Source organism: Neisseria sp. Marseille-Q1983 (genome assembly GCF_018224585.1).
Lineage (GTDB): Bacteria > Pseudomonadota > Gammaproteobacteria > Burkholderiales > Neisseriaceae > Neisseria > Neisseria polysaccharea.
Genome location: NZ_JAGTUI010000048.1, coordinates 1 through 13,027, shown reverse-complemented (window position 1 = coordinate 13,027; position 13,027 = coordinate 1). Strand labels below are relative to the sequence as shown.

Below are 13,027 nucleotides of genomic sequence, written 5' to 3'. Positions count from 1 at the left end.
CTCTTTGAGCTAAGGCGAGGCAACGCCGTACCGGTTTTTGTTAATCCACTATAAATGACGATATAAGTATTTTTATTTTAATCCGCCATATTAACGCACCCGGCCAAACAGCATAAAGGCACGGGCAGCCCGATTTGGATTGACCTATTTCCCCGACACCCTCGCCATCAGCTCGTCCGCCAAGGCAAGATACGCCTTGGTACCCTTTGCCTGCGCGTCGTAAGCCATCACCGGCATACCGTGGCTTGGTGCTTCCGCAAGGCGGATATTGCGCGGGATGACGGTTTCAAAAAGCAAATCCCCGAAATGGCTGCGCAACTGTTCGCTGACTTCGGCAACCAGCCTGCTGCGGCTGTCGTACATCGTGCGCACGATGCCCGTGATGTCCAAATCGGGATTGACCGCCTGACGGATTTTGCGCACGGTCGCAATCAAATCGGAAATCCCTTCCAGCGCGTAATATTCGCACAACATCGGCACAATCACGCCGCCCGCCGCCACCAGCCCGTTAAGCGTCAACAGCGTCAGCGAAGGCGGGCAGTCGATCAGGATAAAGTCGTAATCTTCCGCCACTGCCTTGAGCGCGTTTTTCAAACGCACTTCCCGGGCGATTTCCTGCACCAACTCGATTTCCGCGCCGGCCAGCGCGCGGTTCGCACCCAACACAGCGTATCCGCCCTCTTTGCTGCGTACCGCCGCCGATTTCACGTCCGCATCGCCCAATAAGACCTGATAAACGCCGGACTGCAAACTCGCCTTGTCGATACCGCTGCCCGTCGTCGCATTGCCCTGCGGATCCAAATCGACCACCAGCACGCGTTTGCCGCGCGATGCCAGCGAAGCCGCCAAATTTACCGTCGTCGTCGTTTTGCCCACACCGCCCTTCTGATTGGCGATGGCAAGGATGTTCACACTCATGTCCCGCCCGTGTCCCGTCTGATGTTGAAAAAAGAAAAACAGTGCGGAATTTTACCTTTATCCGCACAAAAAAGGTATTCATGCCGTCTGAAGCGCGCTCAACGCTTGCTCAGGATGACGATATGGCGTTCCGCATCCAAGCCCGGCACTTCGAGCCTTTGGACTTTTTCGACGCACACATCCTGCGGCAGGCGGCCGATTTCTTCCTGCGGATATACGCCCTTCATCGCCGCCCAGTAGCCGCCGTCTTTCAACAGATGCCCCGTCCACGACACAAAATCCGCCAGTTCTGCAAACGCACGGCTGGTAACCACGTCGGCACGCACGTCCGAAACCGCCTCCACGCGTCCGGATACCACGCGCACATTGTCCAATCCCAACTCGATAACCGCCTGCTGTAAAAAAGCCGTTTTCTTCGTATTCGCATCCAAAAGGGTTATCTGCACATCCGGACGGCACACCGCCGCCGGAATGCCGGGCTGGCCGCCGCCCGAACCGACATCCAGCATCGTTTGTACACCCTCGATATGGGGCAGCAGCGTCAGGCTGTCCAAAAGATGATGGACAATCATTTTTTCCTCGTCGCGCAGGGCGGTCAGATTGTAGGTTTTGTTCCACTTTTTCAACAAATCCACATAGGCCAAAAGCCTGTCCTGTGCCGTTTCCGAAATATCCAGCCCCATCGCGGCAATGCCTGCACGCAGGCGTTCTTTGCGTTCCATATCTGCTTCCTGTCCATATTCAGGCGTAATGTTAACGGAAAAACATGCCGTCTGAAACCGCGTATCGGCGTTTCAGACGGCATTCCCGTTCCAAGCTATTTTTTCCTGTGAAACACCACCGGCTGCACCGGCGCGCGCGTCAAGCGTTTGGGCAGCGTCAGCATCGACACCAGCCACACGGCAAACGCATATTCCAACACCGCCTCCCCGCGCAGCCCGCCCAAGGCGGCACTACCCAACAACAGTTCGAAAATCCAAGCCACCGCCGCCGCCGCACAAGCCGCCACACCCGACAGAAACAGCGCGTAACGCGAATGCCGCCGCATCATCTTTTTGTACGCCAGTTTCGTCAGACCCGCCGATACAACCACATTCAAAAACGCAAACACACCGAACACAAACCAAACAGTGCCGTCCCAACCGCCACGCCAGCCGAATCCGCCGTCCGACACCGACACCAGCAGCCCCGTCCGTCCGAACGCAAATGCCAAGGCATCATGCACCGACAGTGCGAACGGCAGCGTCAAAAACACTAGCCCCGCAAACAAAGCCGCATAGGGATATTTCTCGTTCACAAACATCGCCGTCCCCCTCTTCCGAAACAGACCGAATTATATAGTGGATTAACAAAAATCAGGACAAGGCGACGAAGCCGCAGACAGTACAGATAGTACGGAACCGATTCACTTGGTGCTTGAGCACCTTAGAGAATCGTTCTCTTTGAGCTAAGACGAGGCAACACTGTACTGGTTTTTGTTAATCCACTATACCGCGCACTGCCTTGCCGCCCGCCCGAAAAGTTGCACAAACAACCGTTCATATATATCATAACGAAAAACGCCGGTGTAGCTCAGTCGGTAGAGCAGCGCATTCGTAACGCGAAGGTCGGGGGTTCGATTCCCTTCTCCGGCACCAATACCAAGCACAGACCCTCCCTCGGGAAGCCTGTGCTTTTTCACATTTCCGCTTCAGACGGCACAACCGATATGAACACCTCGCAACGCAACCGCCTCGTCAGCCGCTGGCTCAACTCCTACGAACGCTACCGCCACCGCCGCCTCATCCACGCCGTGCGGCTCGGCGGGGCCGTCCTGTTCGCCACCGCACTCGCCCGGCTGCTCCACCTCCAACACGGCGAATGGATAGGCATGACCGTCTTCGTCGTCCTCGGCATGCTCCAGTTCCAAGGTGCCATTTACTCCAAGGCGGTGGAACGTATGCTCGGTACGGTCATCGGCCTGGGTGCGGGTTTGGGCGTCTTATGGCTGAACCAGCATTATTTCCACGACAATCTCCTCTTCTACCTTACCGTCGGCACGGCAAGTGCACTGGCCGGTTGGGCGGCGGTCGGCAAAAACGGTTACGTCCCTATGCTGGCGGGGCTGACGATGTGCATGCTCATCGGCGACAACGGCAGCGAATGGCTCGACAGCGGACTCATGCGCGCCATGAACGTCCTCATCGGCGCGGCCATCGCCATTGCCGCCGCCAAACTGCTGCCGCTGAAATCCACACTGATGTGGCGTTTCATGCTTGCCGACAACCTGACCGACTGCAGCAAAATGATTGCCGAAATCAGCAACGGCAGGCGCATGACCCGCGAACGCCTCGAGGAGAACATGGCGAAAATGCGCCAAATCAACGCACGCATGGTCAAAAGCCGCAGCCATCTCGCCGCCACATCGGGCGAAAGCCGCATCAGCCCCGCCATGATGGAAGCCATGCAGCACGCCCACCGCAAAATCGTCAACACCACCGAACTGCTCCTGACCACCGCCGCCAAGCTGCAATCTCCCAAACTCAACGGCAGCGAAATCCGGCTGCTCGACCGCCACTTCACACTGCTCCAAACCGACCTGCAACAAACCGTCGCCCTTATCAACGGCAGACACGCCCGCCGCATCCGCATCGACACCGCCATCAACCCCGAACTGGAAGCCCTCGCCGAGCACCTCCACTACCAATGGCAGGGCTTCCTCTGGCTCAGCACCAATATGCGTCAGGAAATTTCCGCCCTCGTCATCCTGCTGCAACGCACCCGCCGCAAATGGCTGGATGCCCACGAACGCCAACACCTGCGCCAAAGCCTGCTTGAAACACGGGAACACAGTTGACGGTCAAACACGATGCCGTCTGAAACGCCTGCCGCTTCAGACGGCATCCCCAATCCGCCTACCTTGTCGTCATGCCCGAATAACGGTACTATTCGCAGTTAACAGTTTTCATGCCGTCTGAAAGGTTTGAAGCGCGTTTCAGACGGCTGCCCGCTTACCTTATCTTACCGAAAGAACAATATGATCAACGATATTCAAAAAACAGCCGAAGGCAAGATGCAGCGTTCGGTCGAAGTACTGAAAGAAAATCTGGCGAAAGTGCGTACCGGCCGCGCGCATACCGGCCTGCTCGACCAAGTGGAAGTCGAATACTGGGGCAGCATGGTCCCCGTCAGCCAGGTTGCCAACGTAACGCTTCTGGACGCGCGCACCATCGGCGTGAAACCGTTTGAAAGCAATATGGCGGCCAAAGTCGAGAAAGCCATCCGCGATTCAAACTTGGGCCTGAACCCGGCAGCTGTCGGCGACCTGATCCGCGTACCGATGCCCATGCTGACCGAGGAACGCCGCAAAGACCTGATCAAAGTCGTGCGCGGCGAAGCGGAAGAAGGCCGCGTCTCCATCCGCAACGTGCGCCGCGATGCCAACGACCATATCAAAAAACTCCTCAAAGACAAAGAAATTTCCGAAGACGAGGCACGTCGCGGCGAAGAAGCGGTTCAAAAACTGACCGACAAATACATTACCGAAGCCGACAAACTCCTGACTGCCAAAGAAGAAGATTTGATGGCAATTTAACCTGCACGGTTCGACGTTCAGACGGCATTTGAACGCCGAACCGCGAAAGGCAGACATGAAAAGCAGCACGCAGGCCGTTTTAGAACACACCGCCATTCCCAAGCATATCGCCGTAATTATGGACGGCAACGGCCGTTGGGCGAAAAAACGTTTCCTCCCACGCATAATGGGACACAAACGCGGTTTGGACGCGTTGGAAAATATGGTGAAGCATTGCGCCAAACTGGGTGTGCAATATCTGACCGTGTTTGCCTTTTCAACCGAAAACTGGCGCCGCCCCGAAGACGAAGTTTCGTTCCTGATGGGGCTGTTTTTACAGGCTTTGCAAAAACAGGTACGCCGTCTGCACGAAAACAATATGCGCCTAAAAATACTGGGCAGCCGCGAACGCTTTAATCGGCAGATTCTGCAAGGCATCGAAGAGGCGGAAGCCTTGACGGCAAACAATACCGGCCTGACCCTGAGCATTGCCGCCGATTACGGCGGACGTTGGGACATTTTGCAGGCGGCAAACAAACTGATTGCCGAAGGCGTATCCGAGATTACGGAAGACACGCTGGCAAAATACCTGATGCTGGGCGATGCGCCCGAGCCGGATTTGTTCATCCGCACCGGCGGCGAAACGCGCATCAGCAATTTCCTGCTCTGGCAGATGGCGTATGCAGAACTGTATTTCACCGATATTTTGTGGCCAGATTTTGACGGCAAGGCTTTGGACGATGCCGTCGCTTCGTTCCAAAAACGCGAACGGCGGTTCGGACGCACCTCCGAGCAACTGCCTATCGAACGGCAAAGGAACTGAATATGCTGAAACAACGGGTGATGACCGCTATGTGGCTGCTGCCGCTGATGCTGGGCATGCTGTTTTACGCGCCGCAATGGTTGTGGGCTGCATTTTGCGGGCTGATTGCCCTGATTGCCTTGTGGGAATATGCCCGTATGGGCGGTTTGTGCAAAATCAAAACCAACCATTACCTCGCCGCAACCTTGGTTTTCGGCGTGGTTGCCTATGCGGGCGGCTGGATGCTGCCTAATTTGGTTTGGTATGTTGTTTTGGCATTTTGGCTCGCCATCATGCCTTTATGGTTGAGATTCAAATGGAGGCTCAACGGCGGTTGGCAGGTTTATGCCGTCGGTTGGCTTCTGGTCATGCCGTTTTGGTTCGCGCTCGTATCCCTGCGCCCGCATCCCGATGATGCCCTGCCGCTGCTCGCCGTCATGGGTCTAGTCTGGGTTGCCGACGTTTGCGCGTATTTCAGCGGCAAGGCGTTCGGTAAACACAAAATCGCACCGGCAATCAGCCCCGGCAAAAGCTGGGAAGGCGCAATCGGCGGCGCGGTTTGCGTGGCAGTGTACATGACTGCCGTACGAAGTGCCGGCTGGCTGACATTCGATACAGGCTGGTTCGATACCGTGTTAATCGGTTTGGTGCTGACCGTCGTCAGCATATGCGGCGACCTTTTGGAAAGCTGGCTCAAGCGCGCGGCAGGCATCAAAGACAGCAGCAACCTGCTGCCCGGACACGGCGGCGTGTTCGACCGCACCGACAGCCTGATTGCCGTTATCAGCATCTATGCGGCGATGATGTCGGTTTTAAATTGACTCTATGCCGTCTGAAACCGCTTCAGACGGCATCCGGTATAAAGTTATCCTCATTATGACACCACAAGTCCTGACCATATTAGGCAGTACCGGCAGCATAGGCGAAAGCACGCTGGACGTTGTCTCCCGCCACCCCGAAAAATTCCGCGTATTCGCGCTGGCAGGGCATAAGCAGGTCGAGAAATTGGCGGCTCAATGTCAAACGTTCCACCCCGAATATGCCGTCGTTGCCGATGCGGAACACGCCGCCCGGCTTGAAGCCCTGTTGAAACGCGACGGCACGGCGACGCAGGTTTTACACGGCGCGCAGGCATTGGTTGACGTTGCGTCTGCCGACGAAGTCAGCGGTGTCATGTGCGCCATCGTCGGGGCGGCGGGGTTGCCTTCCGCGCTCGCAGCGGCGCAAAAAGGCAAAACCATTTATCTGGCGAACAAAGAGACGCTGGTGGTTTCCGGCGCGTTGTTTATGGAAACCGCCCGTGCAAACGGCGCGGCAGTGCTGCCCGTCGACAGCGAACACAACGCCATTTTCCAAGTTTTGCCGCGCGATTACACAGGCCGTCTGAACGAACACGGCATCCGTTCGATTATCCTGACCGCTTCCGGCGGCCCGTTTTTAACGACCGATTTAGGCACGTTCGACAGCATTACGCCCGCCCAAGCGGTCAAACACCCCAATTGGAGCATGGGGCGCAAAATCTCCGTCGATTCCGCCACCATGATGAACAAAGGTTTGGAGTTGATTGAAGCGCATTGGCTGTTCAACTGTCCGCCTGATAAACTCGAAGTCGTCATCCATCCGCAATCCGTGATACACAGCATGGTGCGCTACCGCGACGGCTCCGTGCTGGCGCAACTGGGCAATCCCGATATGCGTACGCCCATCGCCTATTGTTTGGGCCTGCCCGAACGCATTGATTCGGGTGTCGGCGACCTAGATTTCGACGCATTGTCCGCACTGACTTTCCAAAAGCCCGACTTTGACCGCTTCCCCTGCCTGAAGCTCGCCTATGAAGCCATGAACGCAGGCGGAGCCGCGCCCTGCGTATTGAACGCCGCCAACGAAGCCGCCGTCGCCGCCTTTTTGGACGGACGGATTAAGTTTACCGACATTGCCAAAACCGTCGCCCACTGCCTCGCACAAGACTTTTCAGACGGCATAGGCGATATAGAAGGACTGTTGGCGCAAGATGCACGGACACGCGCACAGGCACAAGCATTTATCCGCACACTAAACTAATGCCGTCCGGACACACGGACAAAGGAAAGTCATTTGCACACCCTACTTGCTTTTATCGTTGCCATCCTGATTTTGGTCAGCCTGCACGAATTCGGACACTACATCGTCGCCAGATTGTGCGGCGTAAAAGTGCTGCGTTTTTCCATCGGCTTCGGCAAACCGTTTTTCACCCGAAAACGCGGCGGCACCGAATGGTGTTTCGCCCCTATTCCGCTGGGCGGCTACGTCAAAATGGTTGATACGCGCGAGGGCGAAGTGGCGCAGGCAGACCTGCCCTACGCTTTCGACAAACAGCATCCCGCCAAACGCATCGCCATCGTCGCCGCCGGCCCGCTGACCAACCTCGCACTGGCGGTTTTGCTGTACGGCTTGAGTTTTTCCTTCGGCGTAACCGAACTGCGCCCCTATGTCGGCACAGTCGAACCCGGCACCATTGCCGCCCGCGCCGGCTTCCAAAGCGGCGACAAAATACAGACCGTCAACGGCGTTGCCGTCCAAGACTGGGGCGGCGCGCAAACCGAAATCGTCCTCAACCTCGAAGCCGGCAAAGTCGCCGTCGCCGTTCAGACGGCATCGGGCGCGCAAACCGTCCGCACCATCGATGCCGCAGGCACGCCTGAAGCCGGTAAAATCGCAAAAAACCAAGGCTACATCGGACTGATGCCCTTTAAAATCACAACCGTTGTCGGCGGCGTGGAAAAAGGCAGCCCCGCCGAAAAAGCAGGCCTGAAACCGGGCGACAAACTGACTGCCGCCGACGGCAAACCCATCGCCTCGTGGCAAGAATGGGCAAACCTGACCCGCCAAAGCCCCGGCAAAAAAATCACCCTGACCTACGAACGCGCCGGACAAACCCATACCGCCGACATCCGCCCCGATACTGTCGAACAGCCCGACCACACCCTGATCGGGCGCGTCGGCCTCCGTCCGCAGCCGGACAGGGCGTGGGATGCGCAAATCCGCCGCAGCTACCGTCCGTCTGTTGTCCGCGCATTCGGCATGGGCTGGGAAAAAACCGTTTCCCACTCGTGGACAACCCTCAAATTTTTCGGCAAACTAATCAGCGGCAACGCCTCCGTCAGCCATATTTCCGGTCCACTGACCATTGCCGACATTGCCGGACAGTCCGCCAAACTCGGCTTGCAAAGTTATTTGGAATTTTTGGCACTGGTCAGCATCAGCCTCGGCGTGCTGAACCTGCTGCCCGTCCCCGTTTTGGACGGCGGCCACCTCGTGTTTTATACTGCCGAATGGATACGCGGCAAACCTTTGGGCGAACGCGTCCAAAACATCGGTTTGCGCTTCGGGCTTGCCCTCATGATGCTGATGATGGCGGTCGCCTTCTTCAACGACGTTACCCGGCTGCTCGGTTAGATTTTACGTTTCGGAATGCCGTCTGAAACCGCATTCCGCACCACTAAGGAACTTACGATGAAACTGAAACAGATTGCTTCCGCACTGATGATGTTGGGCATATCGCCTTTGGCATTTGCCGACTTCACCATCCAAGACATCCGCGTCGAAGGCTTGCAGCGTACCGAGCCGAGCACCGTATTCAACTACCTGCCCGTCAAAGTCGGCGACACCTACAACGACACACACGGCAGTGCCATCATCAAAAGCCTGTACGCCACCGGTTTCTTTGACGACGTACGCGTCGAAACTGCGGACGGGCAGCTCCTGCTGACCGTTATCGAACGCCCCACCATCGGCTCGCTCAACATCACCGGCGCCAAAATGCTGCAAAACGACGCCATCAAGAAAAACCTCGAATCGTTCGGGCTGGCGCAGTCGCAATACTTTAATCAGGCGACACTCAATCAGGCAGTCGCCGGACTGAAAGAAGAATACCTCGGACGCGGCAAACTCAATATCCAAATCACGCCCAAAGTAACCAAACTCGCCCGCAACCGCGTCGACATCGACATCACGATTGACGAGGGCAAATCCGCCAAAATCACCGACATCGAATTTGAAGGCAACCAAGTCTATTCCGACCGCAAACTGATGCGGCAGATGTCCCTGACCGAAGGCGGCATTTGGACATGGCTGACACGAAGCAACCAATTCAACGAGCAGAAATTTGCCCAAGACATGGAAAAAGTAACCGACTTCTACCAGAACAACGGCTATTTCGACTTCCGTATCCTCGATACCGACATCCAAACCAACGAAGACAAAACCAAGCAGACCATCAAAATCACCGTCCACGAAGGCGGACGTTTCCGCTGGGGCAAAGTGTCGATTGAAGGCGACACCAACGAAGTCCCCAAAGCCGAACTGGAAAAACTGCTGACCATGAAACCCGGCAAATGGTACGAACGTCAGCAGATGACCGCCGTTTTGGGTGAGATTCAGAACCGCATGGGCTCGGCAGGCTACGCATACAGCGAAATCAGCGTACAGCCGCTGCCGAACGCCGAAACCAAAACCGTCGATTTCGTCCTGCACATCGAACCGGGCCGGAAAATCTACGTCAACGAAATCCACATCACCGGCAACAACAAAACCCGCGACGAAGTCGTCCGCCGCGAATTGCGCCAAATGGAATCCGCGCCTTACGACACCTCCAAGCTGCAACGTTCCAAAGAGCGCGTCGAGCTGTTGGGCTACTTCGACAACGTACAGTTTGATGCTGTCCCGCTTGCCGGCACGCCCGACAAAGTCGATTTGAACATGAGCCTGACCGAACGCTCCACCGGCTCGCTCGACTTGAGCGCGGGCTGGGTGCAGGATACCGGTTTGGTGATGTCTGCCGGCGTATCGCAGGACAACCTCTTCGGCACGGGCAAATCCGCATCCGTGCGCGCCTCACGAAGCAAAACCACGCTTAACGGCTCGCTGTCGTTTACCGACCCGTACTTCACGGCAGACGGGGTCAGCCTGGGCTACGATATTTACGGAAAAGCCTTCGACCCACGCAAAGCATCGTCCAGCGTCAAACAATATAAAACCACCACCGTCGGCGGCGGCGTAAGGATGGGTATCCCCGTTACCGAATACGACCGCGTGAATTTCGGTTTGGCGGCAGAACACCTGACCGTTAACACCTACAACAAAGCACCCAAACGCTATGCCGACTTTATCAAGAAATACGGCAAAACCAACGGCACAGACGGCAGCTTCAAAGGCTGGCTGTACAAAGGTACGATCGGCTGGGGACGCAATAAAACCGACAATGCCCTGTGGCCGACGCGCGGCTACCTGACCGGCGTGAATGCCGAAATCGCCCTGCCCGGCAGCAAACTGCAATACTACTCCGCCACCCACAACCAAACCTGGTTCTTCCCCCTGAGCAAAACCTTCACTCTGATGCTCGGCGGCGAAGCCGGCTATGCCAACGGCTACGGCAAAACCAAAGAAATCCCCTTCTTTGAAAACTTCTACGGCGGCGGCCTGGGTTCGGTACGAGGTTACGAAAGCGGCACACTCGGTCCGAAAGTCTATGACGAATACGGCGACAAAATCAGCTACGGCGGCAACAAAAAAGCCAACGTTTCCGCCGAACTGCTCTTCCCGATGCCGGGTGCGAAAGACGCGCGCACCGTCCGCCTGAGCCTGTTTGCCGACGCAGGCAGCGTATGGGACGGCAAAACCTACGACGACAACAGCAGCAATTCCGCGACCGGCGGCACCGGCGCTGCCGGCACGTCCGGCGGCAGGGTTCAAAACGTTTACGGCGCCGGCAATACCCACAAATCGACCTTCGCCACCGAATTGCGCTATTCCGCCGGCGGCGCGGTTACCTGGCTCTCGCCTTTGGGCCCGATGAAATTCAGCTACGCCTACCCGCTGAAGAAAAAACCGGAAGACGAAATCCAACGCTTCCAATTCCAACTCGGCACGACGTTCTAATCCCGCAAATGCCGTCTGAAGCCCTTCAGACGGCATTTCGCGGCAACATCCGAAGGAGTTTTACCATGACCCGTTTTACCCGCGCGTTTGCCGCCGCCCTGATCGGTTTGTGCTGCACCGCAGGCGCGTACGCCGACACCTTCCAAAAAATCGGCTTTATCAACACCGAGCGCATCTACCTCGAATCCAAGCAGGCGCGCGACATTCAAAAAACGCTGGACGGCGAATTTTCCGCCCGACAGGACGAATTGCAAAAACTGCAACGCGAAGGCCTGGATTTGGAAAGGCAGCTTGCCGAAGGCAAACTCAAAGACGCAAAAAAGGCGCAAGCCGAAGAAAAATGGCGCGGGCTGGTCGCGGCGTTCCGCAAAAAACAGGCGCAGTTTGAAGAAGACTACAACCTCCGCCGCAACGAAGAGTTTGCCTCCCTCCAGCAAAACGCCAACCGCGTCATCGTCAAAATCGCCAAACAGGAAGGTTACGATGTCATTTTGCAGGACGTGATTTACGTCAACACCCAATACGACGTTACCGACAGCGTCATTAAAGAAATGAACGCCCGCTGACCCTTTCAGACGGCATACCGAACAGGAAAACCATGATTCCGGCCACCTACACCCTGTCCCAAATCACCGCGCGGCTCGGCGGCGAATGGCGCGGCGAGGACATTTCCGTTACCGCCGTGCGCCCGCTCGCAGACGCGCAGGCGGAACACATCAGCTTCCTCGCCAACCCAAAATACAAAGCCGAAGTCCACGACAGCAGCGCGGGCGCGGTCATCGTTTCCGCCAAAGCGGCAGACGGATTTGAAGGGCGCAACCTGATTGTCGCCGACGACCCCTATCTCTATTTCGCCAAAGTCGCCCGTCTGTTTTCACCCGTCGTCAAAGCGCGCGGCGGCATCCATCCGACCGCCGTCGTCGAACCGAGTGCCACCGTTCCCGCAAGCTGCGAAATCGGCGCGAACGCCTACATCGGCGCAAACACCGTACTCGGCGAAGGCTGCCGCATCTTGGCAAACGCCGTCGTCCAACACGATTGCAAACTGGGCGACGAAGTCGTCATGCACCCCAACGCCGTCGTTTATTACGGCTGTACACTGGGCAGACGCGTCGAAATCCACAGCGGCGCAGTCATCGGCGCGGACGGTTTCGGACTCGCCTTCGCTGGCGATTCGTGGTTCAAAATCCCGCAAACCGGCGCGGTAACACTGGGCGACGACGTGGAAATCGGCTCGAACACCAACATCGACCGCGGCGCGATGAGCGACACCACCGTCGGCAACGGCACCAAAATCGACAACCAAGTCCAAATCGGACACAACTGCAAAATCGGTTCGCACACCGTCATCGCCGCCAAAACCGGCATCTCAGGCAGCGTAACCATAGGCAGCTACTGCATCATCGGCGGCGGCGTCGGTACGGTCGGACACATCGAAATCGCCGACAAAACCACCATCGGCGGCGGCACGTCCGTCACCCACAGCATTACCGAAAGCGGCAAACACCTTGCCGGCATCTTCCCGATGTCCACCCATAAAGAATGGGCGCGCAACGCCGTTTACATCCACCGCTTAAGCGAAATGAACAAACGCCTCAAAACGCTGGAACAGCAGCTTTCAGACGGCAAAGACACGCAATAAATCCAAACCGACTTTATTCAAGGAATACGACAGACATGGACGTTCAACTCCCCATCGAAGCCAAAGACATCCAAAAACTCATCCCCCACCGCTACCCGTTTCTCCAGCTCGACCGCATCACCGCCTTCGAGCCGATGAAAACCCTAACCGCCATCAAAAACGTAACCATAAACGAACCCCAGTTCCAAGGCCACTT

12 protein-coding genes, 1 tRNA gene and 1 pseudogene are annotated in these 13,027 nt (G+C 56.7%); 11 read left to right on the top strand and 3 right to left on the bottom strand.

Features of this window, described 5'->3' with window-relative positions; translation table 11 throughout:
• Positions 1 to 144 precede the first annotated feature (144 nt).
• From KEM39_RS09640 to KEM39_RS09630, 3 genes are all read right to left on the bottom strand, one after another.
• Complete coding sequence (locus KEM39_RS09640; protein ID WP_118997367.1) at positions 145 to 918, bottom strand: ParA family protein; 774 nt, start codon at positions 916 to 918, stop codon at positions 145 to 147.
• A gap of 98 nt (positions 919 to 1,016) precedes the next feature.
• Positions 1,017 to 1,640, bottom strand: coding sequence for a 16S rRNA (guanine(527)-N(7))-methyltransferase RsmG (gene rsmG / locus KEM39_RS09635; RefSeq protein WP_118997366.1), 624 nt, complete (start codon positions 1,638 to 1,640; stop codon positions 1,017 to 1,019).
• A 95-nt stretch (positions 1,641 to 1,735) separates the two neighbouring features.
• Positions 1,736 to 2,221 (bottom strand): hypothetical protein, encoded by a 486-nt coding sequence (locus KEM39_RS09630; RefSeq protein WP_211709921.1) that lies wholly within the window; start codon positions 2,219 to 2,221, stop codon positions 1,736 to 1,738.
• Positions 2,222 to 2,479: 258 nt separating this feature from the next.
• On the opposite strand from KEM39_RS09630, the gene KEM39_RS09625 reads away from it, so the two are divergent.
• From KEM39_RS09625 to KEM39_RS09575, 11 genes and pseudogenes are all read left to right on the top strand, one after another.
• Positions 2,480 to 2,555: transfer RNA gene (locus KEM39_RS09625), tRNA-Thr, on the top strand.
• A 32-nt stretch (positions 2,556 to 2,587) separates the two neighbouring features.
• Positions 2,588 to 3,754 (top strand): FUSC family protein, encoded by a 1,167-nt coding sequence (locus KEM39_RS09620; protein ID WP_211709920.1) that lies wholly within the window; start codon positions 2,588 to 2,590, stop codon positions 3,752 to 3,754.
• 180 nt (positions 3,755 to 3,934) lie between these two features.
• Positions 3,935 to 4,492, top strand: a complete 558-nt coding sequence (gene frr / locus KEM39_RS09615; protein ID WP_002244379.1) for a ribosome recycling factor — start codon at positions 3,935 to 3,937, stop codon at positions 4,490 to 4,492.
• Positions 4,493 to 4,547: 55 nt separating this feature from the next.
• A complete protein-coding gene (locus KEM39_RS09610; RefSeq protein WP_118997363.1) occupies positions 4,548 to 5,294 on the top strand; it encodes an isoprenyl transferase in 747 nt (248 codons plus the stop codon).
• Between the two features lie 2 nt (positions 5,295 to 5,296).
• Positions 5,297 to 6,094 (top strand): phosphatidate cytidylyltransferase, encoded by a 798-nt coding sequence (locus KEM39_RS09605; RefSeq protein WP_118997362.1) that lies wholly within the window; start codon positions 5,297 to 5,299, stop codon positions 6,092 to 6,094.
• Between the two features lie 4 nt (positions 6,095 to 6,098).
• A complete protein-coding gene (gene ispC / locus KEM39_RS09600) occupies positions 6,099 to 7,334 on the top strand; it encodes a 1-deoxy-D-xylulose-5-phosphate reductoisomerase (RefSeq protein WP_192886308.1) in 1,236 nt (411 codons plus the stop codon).
• 33 nt (positions 7,335 to 7,367) lie between these two features.
• Complete coding sequence (rseP, locus tag KEM39_RS09595; protein WP_118997360.1) at positions 7,368 to 8,708, top strand: RIP metalloprotease RseP; 1,341 nt, start codon at positions 7,368 to 7,370, stop codon at positions 8,706 to 8,708.
• Between the two features lie 57 nt (positions 8,709 to 8,765).
• Entirely contained in the window at positions 8,766 to 11,189 is a 2,424-nt protein-coding gene (gene bamA / locus KEM39_RS09590; protein ID WP_118997359.1) for an outer membrane protein assembly factor BamA, read from the top strand.
• Positions 11,190 to 11,254: 65 nt separating this feature from the next.
• A complete protein-coding gene (locus tag KEM39_RS09585) occupies positions 11,255 to 11,755 on the top strand; it encodes an OmpH family outer membrane protein (protein WP_118997358.1) in 501 nt (166 codons plus the stop codon).
• 32 nt (positions 11,756 to 11,787) lie between these two features.
• Complete coding sequence (lpxD, locus tag KEM39_RS09580; protein ID WP_118997357.1) at positions 11,788 to 12,831, top strand: UDP-3-O-(3-hydroxymyristoyl)glucosamine N-acyltransferase; 1,044 nt, start codon at positions 11,788 to 11,790, stop codon at positions 12,829 to 12,831.
• Positions 12,832 to 12,866: 35 nt separating this feature from the next.
• Positions 12,867 to 13,027: pseudogene (locus KEM39_RS09575) on the top strand (3-hydroxyacyl-[acyl-carrier-protein] dehydratase FabZ); the annotation flags it as partial.

Bases quoted from the DNA above. Each gene is read 5' to 3' on its own strand.
- KEM39_RS09610 (WP_118997363.1), top strand. From the start codon at position 4,548: ATGAAAAGCAGCACGCAGGCCGTTTTAGAACACACCGCCATTCCCAAG.
- rsmG (WP_118997366.1), bottom strand. From the start codon at position 1,640: ATGGAACGCAAAGAACGCCTGCGTGCAGGCATTGCCGCGATGGGGCTG.
- bamA (WP_118997359.1), top strand. From the start codon at position 8,766: ATGAAACTGAAACAGATTGCTTCCGCACTGATGATGTTGGGCATATCG.
- frr (WP_002244379.1), top strand. From the start codon at position 3,935: ATGATCAACGATATTCAAAAAACAGCCGAAGGCAAGATGCAGCGTTCG.
- KEM39_RS09630 (WP_211709921.1), bottom strand. From the start codon at position 2,221: ATGTTTGTGAACGAGAAATATCCCTATGCGGCTTTGTTTGCGGGGCTA.
- KEM39_RS09585 (WP_118997358.1), top strand. From the start codon at position 11,255: ATGACCCGTTTTACCCGCGCGTTTGCCGCCGCCCTGATCGGTTTGTGC.
- ispC (WP_192886308.1), top strand. From the start codon at position 6,099: ATGCCGTCTGAAACCGCTTCAGACGGCATCCGGTATAAAGTTATCCTC.
- lpxD (WP_118997357.1), top strand. From the start codon at position 11,788: ATGATTCCGGCCACCTACACCCTGTCCCAAATCACCGCGCGGCTCGGC.
- KEM39_RS09605 (WP_118997362.1), top strand. From the start codon at position 5,297: ATGCTGAAACAACGGGTGATGACCGCTATGTGGCTGCTGCCGCTGATG.
- KEM39_RS09640 (WP_118997367.1), bottom strand. From the start codon at position 918: ATGAGTGTGAACATCCTTGCCATCGCCAATCAGAAGGGCGGTGTGGGC.